The organism is Variovorax glacialis, assembly GCF_051216375.1.
In the GTDB taxonomy this organism is placed as follows: Bacteria; Pseudomonadota; Gammaproteobacteria; order Burkholderiales; family Burkholderiaceae_C; genus Variovorax.
Genome location: NZ_JBPJZT010000017.1, coordinates 37,831 through 62,715, shown reverse-complemented (window position 1 = coordinate 62,715; position 24,885 = coordinate 37,831). Strand labels below are relative to the sequence as shown.

27 protein-coding genes are annotated in these 24,885 nt (G+C 67.0%); 12 read left to right on the top strand and 15 right to left on the bottom strand.

Going from position 1 to position 24,885, the window contains the following annotated elements:
• Positions 1–128: 128 nt before the first annotated feature.
• Positions 129–1,340, top strand: a complete 1,212-nt coding sequence (locus tag ACSFBL_RS29600) for a CaiB/BaiF CoA transferase family protein (RefSeq protein ID WP_435519389.1) — start codon at positions 129–131, stop codon at positions 1,338–1,340.
• Between the two features lie 12 nt (positions 1,341–1,352).
• Here the strand turns inward: ACSFBL_RS29600 and ACSFBL_RS29595 are convergent, their stop codons facing one another.
• Positions 1,353–2,585, bottom strand: a complete 1,233-nt coding sequence (locus ACSFBL_RS29595) for an acyl-CoA dehydrogenase family protein (RefSeq protein ID WP_435519388.1) — start codon at positions 2,583–2,585, stop codon at positions 1,353–1,355.
• Between the two features lie 155 nt (positions 2,586–2,740).
• Here ACSFBL_RS29595 and ACSFBL_RS29590 point away from each other — a divergent pair, with 155 nt between their 5' ends.
• Together ACSFBL_RS29590 and ACSFBL_RS29585 are read left to right on the top strand one after the other, a co-directional pair.
• Positions 2,741–3,760, top strand: coding sequence for a YhdH/YhfP family quinone oxidoreductase (locus ACSFBL_RS29590; RefSeq protein WP_435519387.1), 1,020 nt, complete (start codon positions 2,741–2,743; stop codon positions 3,758–3,760).
• A gap of 87 nt (positions 3,761–3,847) precedes the next feature.
• A complete protein-coding gene (locus ACSFBL_RS29585; RefSeq protein WP_435519386.1) occupies positions 3,848–4,828 on the top strand; it encodes an ABC transporter substrate-binding protein in 981 nt (326 codons plus the stop codon).
• A gap of 40 nt (positions 4,829–4,868) precedes the next feature.
• Here the strand turns inward: ACSFBL_RS29585 and ACSFBL_RS29580 are convergent, their stop codons facing one another.
• Together ACSFBL_RS29580 and ACSFBL_RS29575 are read right to left on the bottom strand one after the other, a co-directional pair.
• Positions 4,869–6,203 carry a DUF1254 domain-containing protein gene (locus tag ACSFBL_RS29580; protein ID WP_435519385.1) on the bottom strand — a complete coding sequence of 445 codons (1,335 nt, stop codon included), beginning with the start codon at positions 6,201–6,203 and terminating at the stop codon, positions 4,869–4,871.
• A gap of 122 nt (positions 6,204–6,325) precedes the next feature.
• Entirely contained in the window at positions 6,326–6,817 is a 492-nt protein-coding gene (locus ACSFBL_RS29575) for an Lrp/AsnC family transcriptional regulator (RefSeq protein ID WP_435519384.1), read from the bottom strand.
• A gap of 137 nt (positions 6,818–6,954) precedes the next feature.
• Between ACSFBL_RS29575 and ACSFBL_RS29570 the strand changes: the two genes are divergently transcribed.
• Positions 6,955–7,971 carry a 1-aminocyclopropane-1-carboxylate deaminase gene (locus ACSFBL_RS29570; RefSeq protein WP_435519383.1) on the top strand — a complete coding sequence of 339 codons (1,017 nt, stop codon included), beginning with the start codon at positions 6,955–6,957 and terminating at the stop codon, positions 7,969–7,971.
• Positions 7,972–7,991: 20 nt separating this feature from the next.
• Here the strand turns inward: ACSFBL_RS29570 and ACSFBL_RS29565 are convergent, their stop codons facing one another.
• The 8 genes from ACSFBL_RS29565 to ACSFBL_RS29530 all read right to left on the bottom strand — a co-directional run bounded on the left by ACSFBL_RS29565 (position 7,992) and on the right by ACSFBL_RS29530 (position 14,440).
• Positions 7,992–8,912, bottom strand: a complete 921-nt coding sequence (locus ACSFBL_RS29565; RefSeq protein WP_435519382.1) for a hypothetical protein — start codon at positions 8,910–8,912, stop codon at positions 7,992–7,994.
• A gap of 84 nt (positions 8,913–8,996) precedes the next feature.
• Positions 8,997–9,272, bottom strand: coding sequence for a hypothetical protein (locus ACSFBL_RS29560; protein WP_435519381.1), 276 nt, complete (start codon positions 9,270–9,272; stop codon positions 8,997–8,999).
• Positions 9,273–9,408: 136 nt separating this feature from the next.
• Positions 9,409–9,879 carry a hypothetical protein gene (locus tag ACSFBL_RS29555; RefSeq protein ID WP_435519380.1) on the bottom strand — a complete coding sequence of 157 codons (471 nt, stop codon included), beginning with the start codon at positions 9,877–9,879 and terminating at the stop codon, positions 9,409–9,411.
• A gap of 39 nt (positions 9,880–9,918) precedes the next feature.
• Entirely contained in the window at positions 9,919–10,344 is a 426-nt protein-coding gene (locus ACSFBL_RS29550; protein WP_435519379.1) for a hypothetical protein, read from the bottom strand.
• A 161-nt stretch (positions 10,345–10,505) separates the two neighbouring features.
• Entirely contained in the window at positions 10,506–11,507 is a 1,002-nt protein-coding gene (locus ACSFBL_RS29545; RefSeq protein WP_435519378.1) for a dienelactone hydrolase family protein, read from the bottom strand.
• The gene (locus ACSFBL_RS29540; RefSeq protein ID WP_435519377.1) at positions 11,504–13,243 is read right to left on the bottom strand and encodes a winged helix-turn-helix domain-containing protein; all 1,740 of its coding nucleotides are present in this window, start codon (positions 13,241–13,243) and stop codon (positions 11,504–11,506) included. Before ACSFBL_RS29540 ends, ACSFBL_RS29545 begins: the two co-directional genes overlap by 4 nt.
• A gap of 211 nt (positions 13,244–13,454) precedes the next feature.
• Positions 13,455–13,772: a hypothetical protein gene (locus ACSFBL_RS29535; protein ID WP_435519376.1), complete on the bottom strand. Its 318-nt coding sequence runs from the start codon at positions 13,770–13,772 to the stop codon at positions 13,455–13,457.
• 287 nt (positions 13,773–14,059) lie between these two features.
• Positions 14,060–14,440 carry a DUF6632 domain-containing protein gene (locus ACSFBL_RS29530; RefSeq protein ID WP_435519375.1) on the bottom strand — a complete coding sequence of 127 codons (381 nt, stop codon included), beginning with the start codon at positions 14,438–14,440 and terminating at the stop codon, positions 14,060–14,062.
• A gap of 122 nt (positions 14,441–14,562) precedes the next feature.
• On the opposite strand from ACSFBL_RS29530, the gene ACSFBL_RS29525 reads away from it, so the two are divergent.
• A complete protein-coding gene (locus ACSFBL_RS29525; protein ID WP_435519374.1) occupies positions 14,563–15,201 on the top strand; it encodes an ABC transporter ATP-binding protein in 639 nt (212 codons plus the stop codon).
• 22 nt (positions 15,202–15,223) lie between these two features.
• On the opposite strand, the gene ACSFBL_RS29520 is transcribed toward ACSFBL_RS29525, so the two are convergent.
• Positions 15,224–16,222 carry a M14 family metallopeptidase gene (locus ACSFBL_RS29520; RefSeq protein ID WP_435519373.1) on the bottom strand — a complete coding sequence of 333 codons (999 nt, stop codon included), beginning with the start codon at positions 16,220–16,222 and terminating at the stop codon, positions 15,224–15,226.
• 93 nt (positions 16,223–16,315) lie between these two features.
• Between ACSFBL_RS29520 and ACSFBL_RS29515 the strand changes: the two genes are divergently transcribed.
• Positions 16,316–16,579 (top strand): hypothetical protein, encoded by a 264-nt coding sequence (locus tag ACSFBL_RS29515; RefSeq protein WP_435519372.1) that lies wholly within the window; start codon positions 16,316–16,318, stop codon positions 16,577–16,579.
• On the opposite strand, the gene rpe is transcribed toward ACSFBL_RS29515, so the two are convergent.
• Positions 16,569–17,264: a ribulose-phosphate 3-epimerase gene (gene rpe, locus ACSFBL_RS29510; RefSeq protein ID WP_435519371.1), complete on the bottom strand. Its 696-nt coding sequence runs from the start codon at positions 17,262–17,264 to the stop codon at positions 16,569–16,571. The two genes, ACSFBL_RS29515 and rpe, sit on opposite strands and share 11 nt — an antisense overlap.
• Before the next feature lie 162 nt (positions 17,265–17,426).
• On the opposite strand from rpe, the gene apaG reads away from it, so the two are divergent.
• From apaG to thiL, 4 genes are all read left to right on the top strand, one after another.
• Entirely contained in the window at positions 17,427–17,825 is a 399-nt protein-coding gene (apaG, locus tag ACSFBL_RS29505; protein WP_435519370.1) for a Co2+/Mg2+ efflux protein ApaG, read from the top strand.
• Between the two features lie 85 nt (positions 17,826–17,910).
• Positions 17,911–19,179, top strand: a complete 1,269-nt coding sequence (locus tag ACSFBL_RS29500) for a cation:proton antiporter (RefSeq protein ID WP_435519369.1) — start codon at positions 17,911–17,913, stop codon at positions 19,177–19,179.
• A 145-nt stretch (positions 19,180–19,324) separates the two neighbouring features.
• A complete protein-coding gene (locus tag ACSFBL_RS29495) occupies positions 19,325–20,449 on the top strand; it encodes a YbdK family carboxylate-amine ligase (RefSeq protein ID WP_435519452.1) in 1,125 nt (374 codons plus the stop codon).
• Positions 20,450–20,456: 7 nt separating this feature from the next.
• Positions 20,457–21,446: a thiamine-phosphate kinase gene (gene thiL, locus ACSFBL_RS29490; RefSeq protein ID WP_435519368.1), complete on the top strand. Its 990-nt coding sequence runs from the start codon at positions 20,457–20,459 to the stop codon at positions 21,444–21,446.
• Here the strand turns inward: thiL and ACSFBL_RS29485 are convergent.
• Entirely contained in the window at positions 21,443–23,251 is a 1,809-nt protein-coding gene (locus tag ACSFBL_RS29485) for an ATP-binding response regulator (protein ID WP_435519367.1), read from the bottom strand. The genes thiL and ACSFBL_RS29485 overlap by 4 nt on opposite strands.
• Complete coding sequence (locus tag ACSFBL_RS29480; RefSeq protein WP_435519366.1) at positions 23,251–23,871, bottom strand: response regulator; 621 nt, start codon at positions 23,869–23,871, stop codon at positions 23,251–23,253. Before ACSFBL_RS29480 ends, ACSFBL_RS29485 begins: the two co-directional genes overlap by 1 nt.
• 126 nt (positions 23,872–23,997) lie before the next feature.
• Here ACSFBL_RS29480 and ACSFBL_RS29475 point away from each other — a divergent pair, with 126 nt between their 5' ends.
• Both ACSFBL_RS29475 and ACSFBL_RS29470 read left to right on the top strand, forming a co-directional pair.
• Complete coding sequence (locus ACSFBL_RS29475) at positions 23,998–24,258, top strand: hypothetical protein (RefSeq protein WP_435519365.1); 261 nt, start codon at positions 23,998–24,000, stop codon at positions 24,256–24,258.
• Between the two features lie 66 nt (positions 24,259–24,324).
• Positions 24,325–24,885 carry a phosphatidylglycerophosphatase A family protein gene (locus tag ACSFBL_RS29470; RefSeq protein WP_435519364.1) on the top strand — a complete coding sequence of 187 codons (561 nt, stop codon included), beginning with the start codon at positions 24,325–24,327 and terminating at the stop codon, positions 24,883–24,885.

Genomic DNA, 24,885 nt, shown 5'->3' with positions numbered 1-24,885 from the left:
TCGATCGAATGGGGCTGGTGAACCTGTTTCGCTGTGCGAAACACCCGTTGTAGTGCAAAAGGCGCTCTGGCAAAAACGGGGAAAACCGAACCCCTGCCCCGCCGAACCCACTCCCCAGAGGCCACACAGTGACTGCATCCACCCCTTCATCAGGCGCCCTGTCGGGTGTCCGCATCCTCGACATGGCCACCGTGCTGGCAGCGCCGTTCGGCGCGACGCTGTGCGCCGATCACGGCGCGACGGTCGTGAAGCTGGAGCTGCCGGACGGCAGCGACCCGTTGCGATCCCTGCAACCCGTGAAGGAAGGCGTGCCCTTGTGGTGGAAGGTGGCGAACCGCGGCAAGCGCGGCATCTCGCTCGACGTGCGCAAGCCGCGCGGCCGCGAACTCCTGCTGCGGATGCTTCCGCACTTCGACGTGTTGGTCGAGAACTTCCGCACCGGCACGATGGACCGCTGGGGCCTGGATGCCGAGACGCTGTGGGCGATCAATCCGCGGCTGGTGATCCTCCGTCTCACCGGCTTCGGCCAGACCGGCCCCTACCGCGCACGACCCGGATTCGCGCGCGTGTTCGAGGCGATGAGCGGCTTCACCAATCTGACGGGCGAAGAGGGCGGTTCGCCGCAGCACATGAACTTCCCGGTGGGCGACGCGGTGGCCGGGCTCTTCACCGCCTTCTCGATCGCGTCCGAAATCGCGCGCCTGCGGGCCGACCCGACGGCGAAGGGCGCGGAAGTGGACCTGTCGGCCACCGAGGCGCTGTTCCGCCTGCTCGATCCGCTCGCCATCGAACACGAGCAACTCGGCCTGGTCCGCGCCCCGGCGGGCAACTGCGCGACTTACACCGCACCGAGCAACATGTACGTGAGCGCGGACCGCTTCTTCTTTTCGCTGGTCGCGTCCTCCGACGCGATCTTTGCGCGGCTCGCAGCCGCCATCGACCATCCCGAGTGGGCCGGCGACGAGCGCTTTGCAACCAACATTCAGCGCGTCGTGCATCTGCGCGAACTCGATCGCATGCTGTCGGAATGGTTCGCCGCACGCCCCTACGAGGCCATCGAGCGCACGCTGGAGGCTGCGGGCATTCCCTTCAGCAAGGTCTACTCGATCGAGGACATCGAGCGCGACCCGCAGTTCGTGGCGCGGCAGGCGATCGTTCGGCTGCCCGATCCGCAGTACGGCAGCGTGCCGGCGCCCTGCATCGTGCCGCGAATCACCGGGCGCGAGATGCCCGTGCCGCGTACCGGCCCGGACGTGGGCGAGCACAACGCCGAGGTGTATGCGGAATTCGGACTGTCCGCGGGCGAGCTCAGCGCCCTCGAGGCCGAGGGCGTGATCTGATCCGGAAGGCCATCAATAGTCCGTGAGCGGCCCGTCGCGCAGGCACGGGTTGCGCTCCGACTGGCCAACGCGCCGCGCGAGGTCGCGACCGATCACCGTCTTGTGGACCTCGCTCGCGCCCTCGCCGATCTGGTTGAGCTTGGCGTCGCGGAAGAAGCGCTCCAGCGGAAAGTCCTTGAGATAGCCGCAGCCGCCGGTCAGTTGAAGCGCATCGGTCACGACCTTCATGCAGAGGTCCGTCGCGTGCAGCTTGGCCATCGACGCGAAGGTGGCCGTGTCGCTGTCGCCGCGATCGTACTTCTGCGCCGCGGTCCACACGAGTGCGCGCGAGGCCTCGATCTGCGTGGCCATGTCGGCCAGCATCCACTGCACGCCCTGGTGCGCGTTGAGCGCCTTGTCGAAGGCGCTGCGATCGGCGGTGTAGGTGGCGGCGATCTCCACCGCGCCGATCGCGCGGCCCAGCGCCATCGATGCGTGCCCGATACGCGCGCGCAGCAGCGCGTCCTGTGCGAGCGAGAAGCCCTCCCCCTCTTCGCCGAGCCGATGCGTGACGGGCACGCGAACGTTGTCGAACTCGAGCGAAGCGATGGGCACGCCGAACCAGCCGAGCTTGGCCGCATCGGCACTCACCGTCAGGCCCGCTGCGCCCTTGGGCACGAGCAGGCCGACGAATTTTTCGCTGGCGGCACCGGCATCGTCGATCAGGCGCGCGATGACCATGAGCCAGTCCGCCGTACCGGCACGGGTGATGAACTTCTTCGCGCCGTTGAGCACGTAGTGATCGCCGTCGCGCCGCGCGGTGCTCGCGAGGCCGCGAACGTCGGAGCCTGCGGAGGGCTCCGTCAGCGCGAAGGCCGTCTGGATCTCGCCGCGACACAGCGCCGGTAGCAACTCGCGCTTGAGGCGGTCGGAGGCCCCCGCGACCACGGCGCGCGCCGAAAGGTCCGTGCCGGTGATCATCGACGCCGAGGTGCTGCACACCCGGCCCAGCTCCTCGATGATGCAGACGCGCGCCACCTGGCGCGCATCGGTGCCGCCGTATTCACGCGGAAAGGCCGTGCCGACGATGCCTTCGCGCGCGAGCGTGCGAAAGGTGTTCCAGGCGAAGACGTCCTCGCGCGCGCCGGCCGCCGCCTGGGGGCCCAATTCCTCGCGGCACAGGACGCGCAGCCGTTCGATGAGGGCGCGCTCCTCGGATTCGAGGGCATCCAGGCGATGGTCGGAGAAGAGTCGGGCGATGGTCACGGGTTGTCTCCGGCGGGATGGTTGTAGGAGCGCTCATGTTCGCGCGCGACCATGGCGGCGTCGAGAGGGCGTTTCGACAGGCGAATCACAGCATTGCCAAACGCTGGCGCTGTGTTTTGATGAGCGACCCGACCCCTTCCGCACACGAAGCCGCCATGAACTCACCCGCCAGCATTCCTTCGCGATTCCAATGCCTCCGCACGCACCAAGGCGACGGCGGCGTACAGACCCGCCTCGAATCCATCGCACTCGACGCGCTTTCAGCGGGCGAGCTTGTCGTGCGAACGCGCTATGCGGGCCTCAACTACAAGGATTCTCTTTCGCTGCTGGGCCGCGCAAAGATCGTCGAAAGCTACCCGCGCATCTGCGGCATCGAACTGGTGGGTGATGTGGTGGCTGTTGCCGATGGGGCGAGTCGCTCATTCGAGGTCGGCCAGACCGTGCTGGTGCACGGCTTCCGGACCGGCATCGCCTTCGACGGGGGCTTCTCCGAATACGTGCGGGTGCCGGCGGCGCACGCGATGACTTTGCCTGCGGGTCTGAGCGCCTACCAATGCGCGGTGCTCGGGGTGCCGGGCTTCACCGTCGCGATGGCCCTCGACGCCTTCGAGCGCCATGGCGTGAAGCCGAACGACGCAACCATCGCGGTGACGGGCGCAGCGGGCGCGGTGGGCACGCTCGCGATAGGCATCCTGTCGGCCGCGGGCTACCGCGTGGCGGCCGTGACGCGCAGACCCGAGCAGTCCGCTGCACTGCTTGCGCTGGGTGCCGGCGAGGTCATCGACGCCGCCGAGATCACGGCATCCACGCGCCCATTGGAAAAGCCGAGGTTCGCTGCGAGCATCGACAACGTCGGCGGCAGCGCCCTGTCGTGGCTGCTGCGCAGCACGCGCGAAGGAGGATGCGTGGCCTCGGTGGGCAACGCGGGCGGCAATGCCTTCGACGGCAGCGTGCTGCCCTTCATCATGCGAGGGATCAGCCTCTTCGGCGTGGTCGCGAATGCAGGTTGGGACGTGCGAAAGCGGCTCTGGGGCCGCCTTGGATCGGAATGGAAGCCGACGTTCTCCGCGATCGAACCGCATGTGCATGAAATCCGGCTTTCAGAGCTTGCGGAAACCGCCGGACGGCAGCTAGAGGGAAGGATTGCGGGCCGGACACTGGTCCGATTCGACTAGCCGCTCACTGCGAAATAGCACCGCGCAGTCGGCGTCCGGGCGTAGACTTTGGTCCAGCCCAGTGTCGCCGGGAGGACGCAGGTGGTGATGAACCGTCGCTTTGTGGTCTCGATCGCCGTTGCGCATCTGGCAACCCGAGCCGCAGCGCTGCATGCACAGCCCGCCAAGGCGAGGGTGCCGCGGATCGGGCTGCTCTCCTTCGCACATGCGCCGTCCGGCACGGATCCGGACCCCAACAACGGGTTCCGCCAAGGCATGCGCGCCCTGGGCCATGTCGACGGCCGCGACGTCGTGTTCATCGAACGCTATGCCGACGGTCAGACCGAGCGGCTTGCGGTGTTGGTCGCCGAACTCGTCACGCTCAAGGTGGACGTGATCCTGGCCGGCGGTCCCGTCCCTTTGCAGTTCGCCCGCGAGGCGACGCGCACGATTCCCATCGTTGCGATCAGCGGCAGTGACCCCGTCCGTGAAGGCTGGGCGCAAACACTGGCCCGACCCGGCGGCAACGTGACGGGCGTCCAGGTGACGTTCCCTGAGCTCGCGTCGAAGCAACTCGAAATCCTCAAGAGCGCAGTGCCGGAAATGGAGCGGGTCGCCGTCATGGTGGCGCCGGCCGAACTCGACGACCCTGGCGTGGCGGCCGGCGCCCGCGCGCTCGGACTCGAATTGACCATGCTGGAGGTCAAGGGGCCGCAGGACTTCGAACGCGCAATGTCGTTCGCAGCATCGAAGCGCGCGCAAGGGCTCTACGCCATTGCGACCAACACGATCGTTTCGAACCGGACGACACTGGCCGAGCTGGCCGTCGCTCATCGACTGCCTTCGATCTGCGAATTGACACTGCTTGCCGACGCCGGCTTCCTGCTGAGCTATGGCGCGGACCTCGAAGCCTTGGGCCGACGCGCCGCAACCTACGTCGACAAGATCCTGAAGGGCACACCGCCCGGCGACCTGGCGATCGAGTTGCCGGCGGTGTTCCAGCTTGTCGTCAACCGCAGGACGGCGACGGCGCTCGGCATGACGATTCCGCCTTCCGTGTTGAAGCGCGCCACCCGGGTGATCGAGTGAGCACCCGAACGGCGCGCTCGTTGTGCGGCTGGCTGCCAGGTTAGGCCATCTTCACGGCTGGCGGATTCCATTTGCCGGTGATCGCATCCGGCCTGGGCGAGTAGAGCCGCATCGTCAGGTTGAAGGACCCCTTGGGCGCAGGCAACCAGTTCGCTTCCTTGCCCTTGCCCGGACTCTCGTTCTGGAAGTACAGGTCCAGCGACCCGTCCGCGTTGGTCTCGAACGGCATCCAGCTGCTCAGCGCGAACCGGTCCAGCGTGTTCCCCACCTGGAAGCCTTTATCGTCGTAGAGCGTGATCGACCAGAAGGCGTTCACGGGCGGCGTCGCGCCCTTGTCGAAGTGGATCACGTACTTGTTGGCCCCGGACAGCGGCTTGCCGGCCTCGTCCCCGAGGTTCAGCGGATAGATCGCGTCCTCGGGCAGGTTGGCGCCGAGGCCCAGCTGGGCGACGATCGCGCGCTTGAGGTAGTAGTTGCCGTACACGCCCATGGTGTCGGTGTTCATGGACCACCCATTGGCGACGCGGGCCAGCGTCGGAACCTTCCAGGCCATCAGCTGCTGCGCTGCCGCAGGCGCGCCTTCGAGGGCCTTGCGCACCGTCGGATCGAGCTTCTCGAAGTCGAAGGGCTTGCCCGGTTCGAGTCCGATGCGCTTCATCCGCGCGACCATCGGCTGGTCGGTGACGTGCGGCGGATGCAGCTTGAGCAACTCGGCGGCATAGCTGAAGTACTTGGCGGCCGGCATGGTGTCGGCCTGTGTCTTTGGCGGCGTCTTCATATCGACACCGGGGTCGATCTTCACCGTCGAAGGAACAGGCGGCTTGCCGAAACCCGAGAGCGGCGTGACGCGGTAGCCGGCCTGGATCGCCCGGACCGCGTCGTAGTCCCCGGGCCCGTCCGTCCGGGTGCGGCCGATGATCCAGACATAGGAGGTCGGCGCCGCGATCTGCGTGACGCCATCCGGAACCTTGCCGGTCCAGCCGGGCGGCGTGACGAGATACTCGGCGGCCTGGGTGCCTGTCGTGCGCCAGCCCGGCGATGCGAACACGTCGGACCACATGTCCAGCATCGGCAGCAGGTAGAAGCGACCACTCGTGTCCGGCGCGGAAACGACTTGCGGCTCCTTCGTGAGGTCGAGCCATGCGATGGAATAGAGGGTGTCGAAATTCACCCGCACCACCAGCTTCATGTCCGCGGACGGGTAGGCCGGGATGTTCACGAACATGTTCATCGGGCCCTTGCCAAATTCCTTTCCGGGCTCGATGTTCGTCGACTGGAGTCGTGTGACATCCATGGTGACGAGGGGGTAGCAGTAGATGTATGCATCGACTGCAATGTCGTGCGCATCCTGCTCGGAAATCGGCTTTGAAGTCATCGACCTTCCTCCATCAGTGTCAGGTTGGATAGCCCGACTCGCCGGCGGATCTTGCCGCGTCGATTCGGCCGGTGACAATAGCATTTGCCTGCCGCGTTGACCATTCTCCAAATGAAGGGGGGTCAGGCCTGCAGCGGCAGCTGCGTCGTCGACATCACCTCCTTGAGCACCATGAAGGTCCGAATCTGCCGCACGCCGGGCAGGTACAGCAACTGCTCGGCGTGCAGGCGGTTGTAGCTGTCGTTGTCGCGCGTGCGCACGAGCATGAAGTAGTCGAACTCGCCGGTGACCACGTGGCACTCCAGGCAGCCCGACACCTTCTGCACGGCCTTCTCGAAACTCGCGAAGGACTCGGGCGTGGAGCGGTCGAGCACGACGCCGATCATGACCAGCGTGCCGAAGTCCAGCGCCACAGGATCGAGCAGCGCCACCACTTTCCGGATGAGCCCCATCGCCTTGAGTCGCTCGACCCGCCGCAGGCAGGCCGGCGCGCTCAGGTTGACCTTGGCGGCGAGCGCCACGTTCGACACCGAGGCATCGCGCTGCAGGGCGCGCAGGATGGCGCGATCGGTTCGGTCCAGTTCATCCTTGGCTTGCAATTTTGTTGTGACCATGCTGACTTTCACAAAATTAATATCGCTCTTCGACGCAACGTACAGGCGTTAGTGTCGCGAACGGCATTGAATTTGCAACCATCGAACAGGCGATTCTTCCTACGATTCAGCGCATCGCTTCAACAAGGAATCGCCCCGTGAACCTGCAGAAATTCCCGCGCTACCCGCTCACCTTCGGGCCCACGCCCATCCAGCCGCTGCGCCGGCTCAGCGCGCACCTCGGAGGCAAGGTCGAGCTCTATGCCAAGCGAGAGGACTGCAACAGCGGCCTCGCCTTCGGCGGTAACAAGACGCGCAAGCTCGAATACCTCATCCCCGAAGCCATCGAAGGCGGCTACGACACGCTCGTGTCCATCGGCGGCATTCAGTCGAACCAGACGCGGCAGGTCGCGGCGGTGGCCGCCCACCTCGGCATGAAGTGCGTGCTGGTGCAGGAGAACTGGGTCAACTATTCCGATGCGGTGTACGACCGCGTGGGCAACATCGAGATGTCCCGCATCATGGGCGCTGACGTGCGGCTCGATGCCGCCGGCTTCGACATCGGCATCCGCAAGAGCTGGGAAGACGCCATGGACAGCGTGCGCCGGGCCGGCGGCAAGCCCTTCCCGATTCCCGCGGGCTGCTCCGAGCATCCAAAAGGCGGACTTGGCTTCGTCGGCTTCGCGGAAGAAGTGCGGCAGCAGGAAGCGGAACTGGGCTTCAAGTTCGACTACATCGTCACCTGTTCAGTCACCGGCAGCACGCAGGCCGGCATGGTGGTGGGCTTCGCGGCCGACGGGCGCGCCGATCGCGTCATCGGCATCGACGCTTCGGCCAAGCCGCAGCAGACCTTCGACCAGATCCTGCGCATCTCGCGGCACACGGCCGAGATGGTCGAACTCGGCCGCGACATCACCGCCAGGGACGTGGTGCTCGACACCCGTTTCGGCGGCCCGGAGTACGGTCTGCCGAACGAGGGAACGCTCGAGGCGATTCGCCTGAGCGCGCGCATGGAGGCGATGCTCACCGACCCGGTGTACGAAGGCAAGTCGATGCACGGCATGATCGAGAAGGTAAGGCTCGGCGAGTTTCCCGCGGGCTCGAAGGTGCTGTATGCGCATCTTGGCGGCGTGCCGGCGCTCAACGCGTACAGCTTTCTCTTTCGCAACGGCTGAACAGCCGCGCGCGCAGCGGCTCAGGCCGCCTGCACTGCAACGAGCCAGAGCTGCGCGCCCTGCTGTGGCGTCGACACCCAGGTCACGTTGTAGGTACCGGCCGCGCTCACCTGCCTGACGGCGACGGCGCCCTGCACCAAGGCGCCCGCGCTCAGCACCGAATCGATCACCGTGAAGCCGTTGTTGGGTACGGCGGTCTTGTCCTGATCAACGCCCGCATCGCCCCACCACCATGCGACGAGCACCGCCGGGCCGGTGGTGGTGACGCTCGCGCTGGTCAACGGCTGGCCGGACAGCGCCTCGCGCCACTGGACATCGCGCAAGGCCCCGCCGCCGGTGACCTCGACCACTGACAGCGTCGTCTCGTCGGTAGCCTTGGGCTTGGCCACGGTGACCACGTGGCCGACCTTGCCCACCGCCTTCTCGCAGCCATACAAGCCCGTGCCCGAGTTGGGCCACAAGGTGTAGATGTGCGGCACACCGAGCTGGGCGAAGGCATTGCCCGCGTTGTCCGTCGGTGCGGCGGAGGCAAGCAAGCCTCGCCCGACGCAGGCCAGCAGAGTACTGCCGCTCGCTTGCGTCGTCATGGCGGGCGTCGACAGCGATGCGGAGGTGACGCCATCACGGTTGAAGGCGAGCGCGTGGGCGCCGAGCGCCGGTGCCGCGGATGCCGGTGGGGGTGCAGGCGTCGCCGCGGATGGGGCGGGTGGCGACGAGGATGACGCCTCGGCAGGCGGGGGAGCGGGGGGTGCAGCGGGAGCGGCCGGAGCGGCGCCAAGGGCAGCCAGTGTCGTCCCGCCGCCGCCACCGCCACCGCCGCAGGACGTGAGCGACGCACTGCCGGATGCCAAGCTCACCGCAGCAAACGAACCCATGCCGCGCAGCAGCCCGCGACGCTCATTCAGCAACGCCAGCGCGGCATCTTCGGCGGGAGGATTCATCTTGGAAGTCCGTTGTCCATGGCCTCCGATTGTGAACAGGGCCGCCTTTGAAGTCCAAGCCGTTCGCCGCTCCCGGATGTAGGCTCAAAACTCGAACTCGATCTGGGCGGGATTGCCGGGCAGGCTTCCCAACGCCTTGTTGGCCGCCACCTGGGCATTCGCCAGTACTTCGAGCACGTGCAGGTCGGCGGGCGTCAACGCGTACTGGTCGTCGAAGCCGCTGCCGTCCCACGCGTCTTCCTTGTCGATCGCTTCCAGCGCGCTGCGCGGGTCGACGCCCGCGCGCTGGAAGACATCCACGGCGGCTGCAAGGCCGCGCGCCAACTGCTCGGGAGTGGCTTCAGGGTGATGCAGGGTCATGTGCATATGCGCTCCGGGTTTTCAGGGAGGCGCATATTTCCCCATCGCCGCAGGCCATGCAACGCGATCGAATTTGCCTGATCGGGGTGGAGCGACGGCCGGCCGGCTCCTCAACGTCCCCACGCCCGCACGCCGACTATCTGCCGCGATCCGGCCAGACCCTGCTCACCTTGCCCTGCAAGACATTGCCCGCGTCGGTCTGGATCATCCACAGTTCATCCCCTTGGGGAGACACGAAGATGTCGAAGTTGGGCCCGCCGACGAAACTCAGGCTGCCCCTGCAATCGTTCCCGAGCGTATAGGTGCCAACGCCGCCGCCCGGGAACTGGCCGATTGCGCCGTTGATGCTTCGCGTGGCGCCCCCCGGCGATGTCAGCGTGCCATCGCCGTTGAAGCCGATGAATTCGACGATCGCCTTCGGCAAGGCGACGTTCGCAGGGATGGTGAAGCCGTCGGCCGCGAAGACATACAGCCCCCGCAAGGTGCGCAACTGGCACACCGGCGATCTTGTGGCGTCGTCGTCGTGTGCCATGCCGGGCGCCGACCATGCCAGTGCACCCAATGCCATCGCGGCACTGGCCCATGTCCGAAGCAAGCGTCTTGTCATGTTCATCTCCGATGAAGTAGGTCGAAGTCTTCAATGGCGTTACTTGCCCGCGCTCATGCTCGCGGGGTTGGGCACGGTCGAGATCACCTTGCTGTTGAACTTGGACCCGCTCGACACGTTCTGGTCGGGCGCAGCCGCGGCTTCCCTGGCACCCGCGGCCACGGCCGCCGGGTCCGTCGCCCCCTTGAATTCGCCGAAGCCGCGCGTGCCGGCCGCGCCGTTCTGGTCGGGCGCATTGGCCGTCTCGATGGCTTCCCGGCGCACCTTTTCGGAATCGACGGTCGATGTGAAGGGACCGAACCCGCGCGTGCCGGCGGCGCCGTTCTGGTCAGGGGCATGGGCCGCCGCGATGGCCTCGGCCTCCACCTCCGCGCTGCTTCTTCCAGGCGGCGCGTTCTGGGCACGCAGACCGCTGCTGGCGAACACGAGGATGACAGTACCCACGAGGCAGGACAGTGTTTTCATGGTGATGGCCTTTGCTGGATCAAGACATCGGGCCCTGCAGGAGCGCCTGGTTGCCGACCCGGTCAAGGTAAGTGCCGCGGCGCGATGCGCCATGTGCGCACGCCGATCAGTCGACGAGTTCAGGCCGATCGGCGACGATGATTCGCCGACAGCCGCCGTGCTCAATGCCGGAAGTTGGCGTCCAGGAACTCGATCAGGTCGAGCGTGACGTTGGCCTTGCGCGTGACATTGGTCCATCCCGACCCACCGTGCCGGATGCAGGTCTTGCGCATTTCCAGGATCAGCGAGCCGGAGTCGTTTTCCGCGAAGGTCTTGCCGTTGTAGGTCGATCGCCCGTCCGGCTCGACCGACACATAGCAGTTCACGAAGGTTTCGACGACCGGATCGTGAATCATCCGCACGATGGCCGGGTGTCCGTCGAAGCCATTCGACGCGTCGCTGTAGACCTTGACGACGATCTGGCCGCCTGCCGCCGTGTACTCGTTCGCCAGCCTCTGGCATGGCTGGACGCCGGTGATGTCGTCCTTCTCCGCAAGTGCCATGAATATTCTCGATGCGGGTCGAGGTTCGCGCGGGTGAAAGAGGCATCCCGCGCTGACGGCCATAGCCAGGGCGAAGCGCTCCTTTTCATCCTGGAGGAACGTTCGGTCGGCAGCGAGAAGCGCGATGGTTCCGCCACGCCCCGTCCCCATGATGGCCACCCGGTCGGCCGGATAGCCGATCGAGATCAGGTATTTCCGCGCGGCGAAGGCGTCCCGCATCTGCGCAGAGGTGCTGAGTTGCGCGTTGTCGGCTTGCGTGCTCGTGATGCCGCGCGGGCCATAGGTATCGACGGCCAGCGCGGCATACCCGGCAGAACTCAGGGATCGGGCGTAGTGGCCTTCGCGGGCATCGCTCCACCCGTTCGGCGAGTTGACGATGACCACGGCACCCAAGGGAGCGCCGGCTGGCTTGAAGAGAATGGCGGGGACCAGGAGATCCGTCGCGCCGGCCTGGGGAGATCGAAAGCTCACCGTCTCACCACCTTTGGGCGTCGTGTAGATGTCTCGGGCAAACAATGGCGACGACAACGACGGCGGATAGGGCTGCAGTTGTGGCTGTGCGTGTGCGAGGACGGCGACAAGCACCGCGCTCACCACCAAGATGGCCCGAATGATCTTCATTTGCCGCCCTCCGGAAGTCCCGCCTTTCGAAGGCCATCCACCAGCCTCGCACGCTGCGCGAGAAAAGCGGGGTCGTTCGACGGGTAGGCGAGAACGACGTAGGCGATGTTGCTCGAAGGCAGCATCTGGCGATGCCTGGCCATGTTCGCTGCCGCGGCGGCGTCCCGTCCGTGCAGCGCATCGATCGCGGCGAGCATGAGGTAGGGCTTGCCGTTGTTCGGATACTCGGCCGACCACTTCTTCAGGATTTCATAGGCTTCGTCGTCGCGCCCCTGCGCAAACGCCGCATCGGCCAGGACCTGGTTGAGAAACTGCTGCCGTCGTGTCTGGTAGGGCCGCAGGTCCGTGACCTTGTCGATGTGCTGCCGGGCCTCCGTGAAGCGGCCCTGCCTGATGAGCGCGTTCGCCAGGCGCAGGTGGCCGTTCTGGTCGTGGGGGCTGATCTCCAGCGTCTTTCGCCATACCCAGAACGCTTCATCGGGCCGGCCGCGAAGCATCAGCATTTCCGCCCACGCCGCGAGGATCTGGGGGTTGTCAGGCGCCAGGTCCAGCGCTTGCCGCAGCGCCTTCTCGGCGATGTCCAGTTCCTCACGCGGCGATTCGCTCTGGAGCGAATAGAACTCCAGCAGGTGCACCGCCCCCAGGCCAAGGGACGCCTCGACCGAGTTGGGATCGGCGCTTGCCGCAAATTCGAATCGTTGCCGGGCCCGCTCGAGATCCCCCCTGGTGCTCCCCTGGTCCAGGTCGCGCATGCCCAGCGCGATGGCGTCCACCGGGTCCCTCTCATGGCCCGGGAGCCTGGCCCGCGCGGTCTCGATCTCGTAATACCGCGCCCGCAGGGCATTCGCCACCTCTTGACCGTAGCTGGAACGCATGGCTTCGTCGTCGCTCCTGAATTCGGCGTCGTGCAGGCGGTAGACCGCACCCGAGGCGATCTCGGTCAGATTGGTGTCCACCCGGATCAGGTCGCCGTCGCGCGTCACCCGTCCGCCCAGCACGAACCGGACGCCCTGTTCCCGGCCGATGTGCTCGAACTCCGGCGCAGCCGGATCCTGGTGAACGGTTGCCGCGCGCCCGATGACCCGGGCGCCAGTGCGTACGAGATGGGCGCCGATCGCGTCCGCCATGTCGTCGCCCAGCGATGAACCCGCCGCCCTGCCGCGCCTGTCGTTGAAGGCAAGGACGGCGATCGCCCGCCGGCTCATGATTTCCTCGTCGATGTTCATCGACGGTTGGGCGCGCCAGCGCCAGGCGGCGCCGGCCGCAACGAGCGTGGCAAGCGCCAGCACGCTGACGCCCGCCCATCGCCACCATCGCGGCCGCGCCGTGCGAGGCGGATCGGGCGTGCCCGGCGCGACGGAGGCCGAAGGGACCGGCGTCACCGGCACATCGAACATGTACCCGCGCCTCGGCAGCGTCTTGATGATGCGCTGGTCCTTGTCGCCCAGGGCGGTCCGCAGGTCCTTGACGCACTGGACGAGCGAGTCGTCGGTCACGACTACGGTGCCCCAGAGTGCCTGGATCAGTTCGTCCTTGCCGAGGACGCGGCCTGCATGCGCGAGGAAGTAGCGCAGGAGCGCCAGGGGCTTGGGCGACAGCAGGAGGACGGCGTCGCCCTTGCGAAGTTCCTGCCTCGCGGGCTCGAAGACGAAGCCCGCGAACGACACGACCTCTTCGTCACCGGGCAAGGCGCGGGACGACGTGGCTGAGCCCGGATTCGCTGTTGGATCGCTCACCCTCCACCTCACTGGCATCGACGCCTCGGCCATTCGTGCGCGGCCGCTGGAGCGCATTCTGTTCTTTTTTTGTCGTTTCGCGCCCGCCCGCCGCGCAACACCGCCGATCGTTGGACGACCGTTCGACGATGGCAGCGCGACTTTTCGGTGAACGTTGCGCGCGACCGGGCCAGCCGGTCGCCCGCGTCGCTTCGATCACTCCGCGCTCAAGTCAGGTCCGTGGAGGCACCTGCATCGATGCGACGGTCGCCTTCGCGGCGTGCATGCGGCGCTGGAGTTCTGCTTCGACCAATGCGACAAGTGCTTCGACCTCGCTGCGGCTGACGTAGCGTTCGGACTTGGGCACTTCCAGCACGTGAAGCATGAAGTTGCTGATGCACGCGGTGGCGTGATAGGCCTCTCTCAGTGCATCGAGTTCGGCTGTGGCCTTCGCGGCCAGAGTGACGGTGGCACCTGTGGGATGGAGCGCGTTGTCGTCGGCGGGGGGAACGTCTGGGGGGCGCGCGGGCGCGCAAGAAGGGTGGACCACGAAGGTTCTCCTGAAGCTGCGGTTTGCTACAACCGCCGCGCCCGCTTCCAAACGAGGGCGGCAGCTCGAACGGGTTGGAAGACCGGGCAGCTCCAGGGAGAACCGGCGAGCCTTGCGGCTCCCCGTTCGAGCCGCCAAAAATGGTGGCACGAACGACGAAGCCGCAGACTCGCTGCGGAGGACTGCGGCTTGCGTCCCTGTATGCTGGCTTCGGGCTTCCAAACCCGATCACGCCTTTGTTTGACGTGACGGGCGGAGTATAGCCACGGGGTCTGGTCGAGACGAGGTCAAGGGCTCGTGTTTCGCCTCGGCACCAGCACCGCGAGCACCACCGCGACCAACAGGAGCGCTAGCACGTCGCCCAGCAGATGTCCCATCTGTCCCGGCTGGGTGATCGCCTGGACGGCCATGATCGCCGCATGCACGACGCTCGACCAGACGGCGAACCAGATCAGACTGAGATGTTCGCGCGGGTCGCGGGCAGCGCGGATGAGAAACACGCCGAGCGTGGCGTAGATGCCCACGATCATCAGCGGGTAGTCGGAGTGCCCCACGTGCCACGCCCAACCCGAGGGCCAGACGATCATCAGCGGATACAGCGAAAGGCACGCGAGGCCTGAGAGAACCAATACAACGCGCAGGGCGCCGATGCGGTCTTTGATTTCCATGCTCGCTCCCGGGTGAAGCCATCGTCGCCCAGCATTCAACGTCCGATTGGGAGTCCTGACAAGGCCAGTTCGATAGCGCGCCTCCGAGCGGCCATTGCGTTCGGTTGCTGTAGGGTTGCGGCATGAAATCCACGACACCCGCTCCCCTTCTCGGCGTCAAGGACCTGGGCTTCGCGTACCCGGGGCAGCCGGCGATTGCCGCGGGATGGTGCGCGTCCATCGGCGCCGGGGTCACGCTGCTGTACGGCGACGCCGGCAGCGGAAAGTCGACCATCCTTCGTGCGATCGCGGGAAGCTTGCCCGTTGAAGGTCGGCTGACTTTGGCAGGTGTACGCCTCGACGGCGAGCGCGAGGCTTATCGACGAAACGTGTTCTTCGTCGACCCGACGACCGACGCGTTCGACAAGGTCACCGCGCTTCAGTGCACGGCGTCTCTCGGCGCTGGCGATGCGCGCTTCGACGAGGCCAGGTGGCGGGCGCTTGCCGAGGGATTCTCATTGACCCCGCATCTCGAAAAGCCGATGTACATGCTTTCCACGGGGTCGAAGCGCAAGGTCTGGTTGGCGGCCGCGCTCGCGTCGGGACGCGCACTCACCTTGCTCGATGAACCGACGGCCGCGCTCGATGCCGCATCGATTCGCCTCCTGTGGCGCACGCTTGCTGACCTTGCCGAACGGCCCGATCGCGCCATCGTCGTCGCAAGTGCTGTGCGTATCGATTCGGTCCCACTTTCCGCTTCGATCGAGTTGCCGCTTCGCTGAACGCGGCACGCGGGCCCCCGCGCTAGCGGTTGGACCGCGTCAGATCCCGATCACTGGCCACGGCGAAATAGAACCACTCGGTCCCCGCGAGCGCTTCGGCATTCGGAAACACGATGAACCCGTCGCGGTCCGCATGCAGCACGCTGCCATCCTCTCGCACGCCGATGGGCTCGCCCTGCGCGACGGGATCGAAGGTCGCCCACTCCCGGACGAACTGATCGTCCTCATGCTGTCGATCGGTCACGCTGACCAGCCGCAGCAGGGACGGCGGCGACGGCGGCGCCGCATCCGGATCAGGCGCGATCATGTTGAGCAGGCGCAGCGCAGAAAGAATGGCTGTATACGCGACGCCAGGCGCGGCCGGATCCTCGTGCTGCCCGCATTCGAGCGTCACCCCGTAGCCGCCCCGACTGCGCATGTATTCGTTGGTGCCCCACCCGAAGGCCAGTTCCGCATCGTCGGCCGCGCGCCCGCCGGCCCGTTGCGCAAGGCCGGCCGCATAGATGTCGAGCCATCCCTCCACCACGCGCGAAGTGCCAAGGTGAAGCGCGAGTTGGCCTTCCTCGAAGGCGCGCGAAAACGGTTCGAGCGTCCCGCTGTTGTCGCGCGGCCCGATCATCGCGAAGGCCTCGCCGGCGCTCTGGAAGGAGTGCAGGTCGAGCAGCACTTCGTGGCGCTCTAGCAGCGGGCACAGCAGATCGGTGATGCGTGCTTCGTAGTCCGCCGGATTCGCTCCCGCCTGCGTCGGCTGGAACGATCGGTTGAGATTCCGCTCCCCCTCGCGTCGCATCAATCGCCGGGCGAGCGGATTGGCGACAGGGACCATCGTGAGCTGCCCCCGCAGCAGTTGCAGCGCGCCCGAATCCAGTTCGGCGACAGCGCGCTCGATGCCGACGGTCCCGCAGGTCTCGTCCCCATGCACACCACCCAGCACGATCAGTCGCGGTCCGGGCTCGAGGGCCGAGAAACCGTGGATCCGAAGGGTGTCGCTGGCGGTGGGCTCGGGTCTGGGGCTTGTCATCTCGCCGGCCATCCTACAACGGGCCGAAGGCCGGTCCTACCGTGTTTGCCGCCATGCCGTGCCACAACTTGCAGCATGAAACAGGAGCACGCCATGGCCAGCCGCAAGACCCCCGCCCCCGGTAAGAACGATCCGATGAAGGACACCGAAGGCGGCAAGACCAAGGTCGAGCAGGGCGGCGAATCCGCGCCGCGCCTTCCCCACGAACGCGACCAGTCATCGGACAGCCAGCAGACCCAGGGCGGCGCGGCAACCCGCGTCGGCAAGCAGGCTTTCAACGACGTGGAGCGCGGCGTGGTCGACACCGACCGCGGGCCGGAAGCCGACCGCGTCTACAACGAAAAGGTCAAGCCTTGAGCGAGGCGTCGAGCTGCTCGCGCATCGCGGTGACGACGCTGGCGTAGTCCGGCGCGTTGAAGATCGCGCTGCCGGCCACGAAGGTGTCGGCGCCGGCGCTGGCCACGCGGGCGATGTTGTCGACCTTGATGCCACCGTCGACTTCGAGCCGGATGTCGCGTCCGGTGTCCTCGATGCGCTTGCGCGCGAGCTCGATTTTGCGCAGCGCCGAATCGATGAAGCTCTGGCCGCCGAAGCCCGGGTTCACGCTCATGATGAGGATGAGGTCGATCTCGTCGATCACCCAGTCGAGCGCTTCGAGCCCGGTGCCGGGATTGAAGACCAGCCCGGCCTTGCAGCCTGCGGCCTTGATGGCCTGGATGCTGCGGTGCAGGTGCGGCGAGGCGTCCGGGTGAAAGCTGATGAAGTCGGCGCCGGCCTGCGCGAAGGCGGCCGCCAACGCATCGACAGGCTGGATCATCAGGTGCACGTCGATGGGCACGGGCGTGCCGTCCGGCTTCTGTGCGTGCGGCTTGAGCGCCTGGCAGACCATCGGGCCGAAAGTCAGGTTCGGCACGTAGTGGTTGTCCATGACGTCGAAATGGATCCAGTCGGCGCCGGCCGCGATCACGTCGCTCACTTCGGCGCCAAGGCGGGCGAAGTCGGCCGAGAGGATGGAGGGGGCGATGCGGAATGGGCTGCTCATGGTTCCGGATTGTCGCAGGAGCACGCCCAGCGAGGCTATGGAGGGGCGACCAGGCCGGCGCCGGGCCGCCCCAAGGCGGCCTGCGGCCCCCTCGGGAGGCAGCGAGTACACGCAGTGACGGAGCGTGGGGGCAACGTCCAGCAATGGACTACCATCCCTGCGATGACCAGCAGCATTCCGATGACCGTGCAGGTCGAGCCTCGATACCTGCCTGACCAGTCTTCCCCCGGAGACAGCGTCTATACCTTTGCCTACGCGGTCACAGTCACCAACCACGGCAAGGTCGCCGCGCAACTGATCGCCCGCCACTGGTTCATCAACGATGGCGGCGGGCAGACGCAGGAGGTCCAGGGGCTCGGCGTGATCGGGCAACAGCCCCTGATCGCGCCGGGCGAATCGTTCCGCTACACCAGCGGCTGCCGCCTCAAGGCGCCGAGCGGTACCATGCACGGGAGTTTCTTCATCGTGACCGAACAGGGCGAGCGCTTCGACGTGCCGATTCCCATGTTCGTCCTGGAAGCCGATGCGGGAGGCATGCCCTCCTCGCGCGTGCTGCACTGAGTCCGCCTTTTCTCCTGGAATCATGAACGCCTTGCGCGCTCTGGAAGGGTTGGCGGGCCCCTTGTTTGTTTGAATCGCCTGATTAATGACGTCTTTTCTTCCTAACGATCTGCTGGGCTTCTGGGCCGAGTGGGTACGACCCTCGGCCGGATTGCCGACCGTGCTCTGGTCGCTGCTGCTCGCCACCGCCGCGGCCGCCGGCCACCTGGTGCGGCGCTACATGGGCCTGCCCAAGGTGATCGGCTATTCCATGGTCGGCACCGTGGTCGGCTTCGCCGGTTTCGAAGGTGCGATCTGGCCCTTGCAGGGCATCAGCCTCTTTCTGCTCGAACTGGGCGTGGCCATCGTGCTCTTCGAGGCGGGCGGGCGGTTGCCGCTGCGCTGGTTCCGCCACAACCCGATGGTGCTGGTGCAGAGCCTGCTCGAATCCACGCTGACCTATTTCGGCGTGTTCTGGGCGCTGCACTGGATCGGCATTCCCGATCCGGTGGCCAATCCGATCGCGCTGATGGCGATCGTCGCCTCGCCGGCGGTGCTGAGCCGCGTGGTGATCGACACGCGCGCATCGGGCCCGGTGACCGAGCGCGCGATGACGCTCGCAACGCTCAATACCTTCTATGCGCTGGCGCTCGGCTACGCGCAGGCGGGGCTGATCGAGCGCGCGCCGCAGGGCCTGTTCGAGAAGCTGTATCCCGTGGGCGTGGTGCTTGGCATGTCTTTCGTGGTGGGCGCGTTGATGGCGCTGTCGCTGCGCTCGGCGTTGCGCGTAATGAGCCCCACCAGCGAGAACACCTCCATCCTGCTGCTGGCGATCATTGCGGCGGGCGCGGCGCTCGCGGCGCACTTCGGCGGCTCGGCACCGCTCGCGGCGCTGATCGGCGGCATCCTGCTGAAGGCGCTCAACCCCAAGCCCTGGACCTGGCCGCGCCAGCTCGGCACCGCCGCCACGCTGTTGACGATGCTGATGTTCGTGCTGGTGTCCATCGTCGCTGCGCAGGCCGACTGGAGCCTGCCAGTGGCCAGCGTGGTGCTGACGATGATCGGCGTGCGCGCCGTGACCAAGGTCGCGGGTGTGGCCATCGCTAACCCGGGCAGCGGCGCCAGCTGGAAGCAGGCTTTCTGGGTCGGCTGCGCCATGTCGCCGCTGTCGTCGATCGCGATGCTGATCACGTCCGCATTCGTCAGCGCATCGCCGCTGTTGGGTGCGATGATCACGCAGATCGCCCTGCCGGCCATCCTGCTGATGGAAGTGCTCGGCGCGGTGATCGCCACCGTCGCCATCCATGCCGCCGGCGAGAGTTCCAAGCCATGGTTGCCCGACGCATTCAGTTCCGTGGAGGACACGCAGCGATGAGCACAGCGCCGGGCCGCCCCAAGCAAGCTCGCACCCCCTCGGGGGGCAGCGAGGACACGCAGTGCCGAGTGTGGGGGTCGACATGAGCACACGCCCGCTGGACCTGCAAGCCGATGGTTCGCCTTCGACGCCGGCGAGCCGCATCGTGCCGCTGGAGCGCTTCAACAAGTCGGTTGCGCTGTCGCTCGGCGTCGAGCTCGAACTGCAACTCGTCAACACCCACGACTACGACCTCGCACCCTATGCCGAGGACATGCTGCGGCTGATGGCGCAGACACCGCTGCCCGGCAGCGTGGTGCCGGAGATGACGTCCAGCATGATCGAGATCTCGACCGACGTGTGCCACTCGGCGCAGGACGTGATCGCGCAGCTCACGCCGATCCGCGATGCGCTGGTGAAAAACGCGGACAAGCTCAACATCGCGGTGGTCGGCGGCGGCACGCATGCCTTCCAGCAATGGCACGAGCGGCGCATCTACGACAAGCCGCGCTTCAGGGAGCTGTCGGAGCTGTACGGCTATCTGTCGAAGCAGTTCACCATCTTCGGCCAGCACGTGCACATCGGCTGCCCCGACGCCGACGCGGCCTTGCTGATGCTGCACCGCATGTCGCGCTACATCCCGCATTTCATCGCGCTGTCGGCATCCTCGCCCTTCGTGCAGGGGCAGGACACGCAGTTCGACTCGGCGCGGCTCAACTCGGTGTTCGCGTTCCCGCTGTCGGGCCGTGCGCCGTTCACCTTGTCGTGGAAGGAGTTCGAGAACTACTTCATGCGCATGACCCGCACCGGCGTGGTCCGCAGCATGAAGGACTTCTACTGGGACATCCGTCCCAAGCCCGAGTTCGGCACGATCGAGATCCGCGTCTTCGACACGCCGCTCACCGTGGAGCGCGCCGCCGCGCTGGCCGGCTACGTGCAGTCGCTCGCGGCCTGGTTCCTGCAGGAGCAGCCCTTCACGCCGACGGAGGACGACTACCTGGTCTACACCTACAACCGCTTTCAGGCCTGCCGCTTCGGCCTCGACGCGGTGTATGTGGATCCCGCGAGCGGCGAGCACATGCCGCTGCGCGATCACATCCTGATGACGATGACGCAGCTCGAATGGCACAGCGAGGCACTCAATGCCACCGAGGCGCTCGGCGAGTTGCGCACCAGCGTCGAGGCCAATCGCAACGACGCGCGCTGGTTGCGCGAAAAGCAGGGCAAGGAGCGCCTGCTGGCCGAGGTCGTGCGGCAGGCCGCGCTGCGCTTCCGCAGCTCGGAGGTGTGAGGGCACCATGAGCGTCGCCGGCGAATTCGACCTGATCGCGCGCTATTTCACGCGGCCCGCTAAACGCTCGCCGCTGGGGGTGGGCGACGACTGTGCGTTGCTGGCGCCTGCGCCGGGCATGCAACTCGCGGTGTCGTCGGACATGCTGGTCGAGGGACGACACTTCCTGTCCACCGTCGATCCTGCGAAGCTCGGGCACAAGGCGCTGGCGGTCAACTTGAGCGATCTCGCGGCCTGCGGTGCGAAGCCGTTGGCCTTCACACTCGCGCTGTCGCTGCCCGCGATCGACGAGGCCTGGCTCGAAGGGTTCTCGCGCGGCCTTTTCGCGCTGGCCGATGCGCATGACTGCGAACTGGTCGGCGGCGACACGACGCGCGGGCCGCTCAACATCTGCATCACGGTGTTTGGTGAGGTTCCTACGGGTGCGGCACTGCTGCGCTCGGGCGCCAGGGCGGGCGACGATGTCTGGGTCAGCGGCACGCTCGGCGATGCGCGTCTGGCGCTGGAAGTGTTTCGCGGCACGCTGTCGCTGCCCGCAGCGCTTTTCGAGCTGGCACGTTCGCGCATGGAGCAGCCGACGCCGCGCGTGGCGCTGGGGCTGGCGCTGCGTGGCGTCGCCACGGCCGCCATCGATGTCAGCGATGGGCTGGTGGGCGACCTCGGGCATGTGCTGAGCGCGAGCGACGTCGGAGCGCGACTCGATGCCGATGCGGTTGCAGATCGGCTTGCGCTGGCCGCACATCCGCAAGGCGCGTCAGCGGGACTGGACTCGGAGGGCCGCCGCGCCTGCACGCTGGCAGGCGGCGATGACTACGAACTGGCGTTCACGGCGCCCGAGTCGGCGCGCAGCGCCGTCGAGCAGGCGGGTCGCGCGACCGACACGCCGGTCACGCGGATCGGCCGCATCGAATCACAAGCCGGCCTGCGCATCGTCGATGCGCAAGGCACACCCGTGGCGCAGCGCTTCGCGTCCTTCGACCACTTCGCCCGAAACTAGGCCGCCGGCACCGGTGCGGCTTCCAGCAGCGCAAACGACGAATCGATCTCGACTTCGTTCAGCACGCACATCAGCCCGTGGTAGAGCTGGTTGGGCGACACCGGCTTGTGCAGCAGCGGCACGCCGGTCGCGCGCGCTTCGCGCAGGCGCTGCGGCGCCGTGTCGCCGGTGATCAGGAGCGCGGGCAGGTTCTGGCCGAACTCCGCGCGCAATGCGGCGATCGCCTCGGCGCCCGTGCGCAGCTCGCGCAGCCGGTAGTCGCTGATGACCAGGCCCGGAGGATTCGCACGCGCCCGTGCCTGCGCGTCCTCGATGGAATCGGCCACGTCGCACACGCAACCCCAGGCGCTGAGCAGTTGCCGCATGCCGGAGCGCACGGCCTCGTCGTCGTCGATGACCAGGACGCGCACGTCGAAGACCCGCGCATGCCCCGGCACCACCTCGACCCCGCCCGGCGCAACGCCCACCTGCGCCACCGGCAGGCTGAGCCTGAAGACGCTGCCGCGCCGCGGCCTCGATACCAGCGTCAGCGCGTGGCCCAGCGCACGCGCCAGCCCTTGCGCGATCGCCAGCCCGAGCCCGAGGCCCTTGCGGCGATCACGCTCGGCGTTGCCGAGTTGATGGAACTCGCGAAAGATGTCTTCGTGCTGGGACGGCTCGATGCCGATGCCCGTGTCCCACACTTCGAGAAGCACCTGACCGCCTCGCGCGCGGCAGGCCACGAGCACACCGCCGTTCTCGGTATAGCGGATGGCATTCGAGACCAGGTTGCGCAGGATCAGCGCCACCAGCGCCGGATCCGACCGCACCGCGACGTGCGTCTCGCGCGAGCGGTAGACGATGCCCTTGGCATCGGCCTGCGGTGCAAGTTCGTTTTCGATCTTGTTGAGGAGCGGCTGCAGATGGAAGGCCTGCATCTGCGGCTCGACCACGCCGGCCTCGATGCGGGAAAAGTCGAGCAGCGTATCGAGCATCTCGGCGGAGGCCTGCCAGGTGGCGCGCGCGTTGGCCAGCGCGTCGTACTGCGCGGCGGAGAGCTTGCTGCGCGCCAGCACCTCCAGGAACAGCCCCTGCGCATGGATGGGCTGGCGAAGGTCATGGCTCGCGGCGGCCAGGAACCTGGACTTGGCGAGGTTGGCCTCCTCGGCGGTCTGGTGCGCGGCCTGCGCGTGCTCGGTCTCGACCCGCAGGCGTTCGATCAGCTCGACATTCTCGAAGCGCAGGTCGATGGCCGCGCGCGCGGCGCGGGCACTGTTGCGGGCCTGGCCGAGCAGGGTGACGACGTACAGCGCGCCCGCCACGCCCAGCGCGTTGTAGGCCGGATCGCCAAGCGTCCACAGCTTGGTCGCCAGCACGACCAGCTCGACCGCGCCGAACGCGATGAAGACCGGCAGCACCGGCGCGAGCGACGACATCGAACTGCCGGCAATACCGGCGAGCACGGCCACCACCAGGATGCTGCCTGCGACGGTGGTGGTGCCAAGCGTGACCCATGCGAGCGAGCCCCACGCGGCGGCATCGATGGCGTTCAGCGCGATCTGCCGCCAGACGAGCGCGCGTGCGCGATCGAACGAAATCTCCGTCTTCAGGATGCGGCGCGCTTCCCGTGCGCAGTAGAGCTTGATCAGGATCACCGTGCCGGCCCAGGCGCGCAGGCCGAGCGCGTTGTGCTCGTTGGACAGCACCCATACGAGCAGCAGCGCGACCAGGATGGCCGGGACGACCGAACTGCCCGTGTTGCCGAGCAGCAATCGCAATTGCTCGACAAGCGTGCGCCCATCGGCGAGGCGCAGCGGATTCTTCATCAGGCGACGAGACCCCTGCGGCGGGCCGCGAAGCCGGCTTCCGAACGGCTCGACACCTGCAGGGCCGCGAGCACGGCCTGCACGTGGCCGCGCACGGTGTTCTCCGACAGGTTGAGGCGCCGGCCGATCACCTTGTTGGGCAGGCCCTGGCACAGCAGGTCGAGCACTTCGAACTGGCGCGGCGTCAGCAGTTGCCGCGCGCCATCGCCGTTGCCGGCCGGTGCCGAAGCATGGTCGGTCGACACGATCGGCAGCCCCCGGCGCAGTTGCTCGATGACCGAGAGGATGTTGTCCGCCGAATCCGCCTTGGAGACGAAAGCCGCCGCGCCGCGCTCCCGTGCCATGCGCACGTTGTGCGGTCCGGCGTCAGACGACAGGATCACCACCGCGGCCTCCGGCCACTTGCGCTTGACCAGCGCGATGCCTTCGAGGCCGTTGAGCCCGTGGAGCTGGATGTCCAGCAGAACCAGTGCCGGCTCGACCATCGGGCTGCGCATGGCCTCCTCCAGCGACGCCGCCTCGGCCACTTCCAGCTCGGGAATGCCGGAAGTGAGCACCATGCGGAGACCGCAACGGAACAGCGCATGGTCGTCGATGAGAAGGATTCGGGCGGGGAGCATCAGGCAAATATTCTGCGCGAAGTCCGGTCGGTCCAAATGGACTATTTACCCGCCCGGCGCTTGCAGCGACCATTCAATCGCCACATCTGTCTGGACCCAACTCCCGTCTCGCGCCGAATGAAGCCCTTGATCGAAATCCAACGCATCGGAACGGATGCCTATGTGTACCGCGTCAATGCCAAGGGCGCCGACGCGCAGGATGCGGGCTGCACCTTCGCGTCGCTGGCGCAATGCCTGTTCGACGCAGGCGCATCGCTGGACCACTACTTCCCGCGGGTCGAGATCAATTTCGAGGGCATGTTCCTGGGCGCCTGCGACACCGAAGCGTTGCGCAGCAACCCGAAGGCGGTGGCGCAGCGCATCGAGCAGCACTACCAGCCGGCCTGAGCGCTGGCCTGGACGCTGGCCGGAACACTGGCATGTACCGCGCCGGATGCGCGACACTGTCGCGTCATGCCAGTCGCTCCCTCTTCCGGCGCCGTGCCGCCACCCTTGCCGTTCCGCCCGACCGTGCGCTTCCTGCTCGCGCACCCGGCGCACCTCATCGCCCTGGGCTTCGGCTCGGGCCTTCCGCGCCATGCGCCCGGCACCGTGGGCACGCTGTGGGCCTGGGTCGCCTTCCTCGTCATGCAACTGTGGCTCTCCAATGCCGCGGTCGGCTGGGTGATCCTGGCGTCCTTGCCGGTCGGCTGGTGGGCGTGCACCGTCACGGCCCGGCACATGAATGTCGCCGACCCCGGCAGCATCGTCTGGGACGAAGTGGTCGCCTTCTGGATCGTGCTCTGGCTCGTGACGCCCGGCGGGCTGCTGGCGCAGCTCATCGCCTTTGCCCTCTTCCGTTTCTTCGATGCGGTCAAGCCGGGACCGGTGGGCTGGGCCGACCGCGCGTTCAAGCTGCCCGATACCGGCAGCGAGCCTGCGCGATGGCGCGTCGCGGGCTTCGGCATCCTGTTCGACGACCTGGTCGCGGCGTTCTGTACGCTGCTGGTGATCGCCGCATGGCGCGCATGGTGA

Coding starts and splice junctions, on each gene's coding strand:
- ACSFBL_RS29590 (WP_435519387.1), top strand. CDS start 2,741: ATGAACTCACCCGCCAGCATTCCTTCGCGATTCCAATGCCTCCGCACG.
- ACSFBL_RS29585 (WP_435519386.1), top strand. CDS start 3,848: ATGAACCGTCGCTTTGTGGTCTCGATCGCCGTTGCGCATCTGGCAACC.
- ACSFBL_RS29580 (WP_435519385.1), bottom strand. CDS start 6,203: ATGACTTCAAAGCCGATTTCCGAGCAGGATGCGCACGACATTGCAGTC.
- ACSFBL_RS29575 (WP_435519384.1), bottom strand. CDS start 6,817: ATGGTCACAACAAAATTGCAAGCCAAGGATGAACTGGACCGAACCGAT.
- ACSFBL_RS29565 (WP_435519382.1), bottom strand. CDS start 8,912: ATGAATCCTCCCGCCGAAGATGCCGCGCTGGCGTTGCTGAATGAGCGT.
- ACSFBL_RS29560 (WP_435519381.1), bottom strand. CDS start 9,272: ATGACCCTGCATCACCCTGAAGCCACTCCCGAGCAGTTGGCGCGCGGC.
- ACSFBL_RS29555 (WP_435519380.1), bottom strand. CDS start 9,879: ATGACAAGACGCTTGCTTCGGACATGGGCCAGTGCCGCGATGGCATTG.
- ACSFBL_RS29550 (WP_435519379.1), bottom strand. CDS start 10,344: ATGAAAACACTGTCCTGCCTCGTGGGTACTGTCATCCTCGTGTTCGCC.
- ACSFBL_RS29545 (WP_435519378.1), bottom strand. CDS start 11,507: ATGAAGATCATTCGGGCCATCTTGGTGGTGAGCGCGGTGCTTGTCGCC.
- ACSFBL_RS29530 (WP_435519375.1), bottom strand. CDS start 14,440: ATGGAAATCAAAGACCGCATCGGCGCCCTGCGCGTTGTATTGGTTCTC.
- ACSFBL_RS29525 (WP_435519374.1), top strand. CDS start 14,563: ATGAAATCCACGACACCCGCTCCCCTTCTCGGCGTCAAGGACCTGGGC.
- ACSFBL_RS29520 (WP_435519373.1), bottom strand. CDS start 16,222: ATGACAAGCCCCAGACCCGAGCCCACCGCCAGCGACACCCTTCGGATC.
- ACSFBL_RS29515 (WP_435519372.1), top strand. CDS start 16,316: ATGGCCAGCCGCAAGACCCCCGCCCCCGGTAAGAACGATCCGATGAAG.
- rpe (WP_435519371.1), bottom strand. CDS start 17,264: ATGAGCAGCCCATTCCGCATCGCCCCCTCCATCCTCTCGGCCGACTTC.
- apaG (WP_435519370.1), top strand. CDS start 17,427: ATGACCAGCAGCATTCCGATGACCGTGCAGGTCGAGCCTCGATACCTG.
- ACSFBL_RS29500 (WP_435519369.1), top strand. CDS start 17,911: ATGACGTCTTTTCTTCCTAACGATCTGCTGGGCTTCTGGGCCGAGTGG.
- thiL (WP_435519368.1), top strand. CDS start 20,457: ATGAGCGTCGCCGGCGAATTCGACCTGATCGCGCGCTATTTCACGCGG.
- ACSFBL_RS29485 (WP_435519367.1), bottom strand. CDS start 23,251: ATGAAGAATCCGCTGCGCCTCGCCGATGGGCGCACGCTTGTCGAGCAA.
- ACSFBL_RS29480 (WP_435519366.1), bottom strand. CDS start 23,871: ATGCTCCCCGCCCGAATCCTTCTCATCGACGACCATGCGCTGTTCCGT.
- ACSFBL_RS29470 (WP_435519364.1), top strand. CDS start 24,325: ATGCCAGTCGCTCCCTCTTCCGGCGCCGTGCCGCCACCCTTGCCGTTC.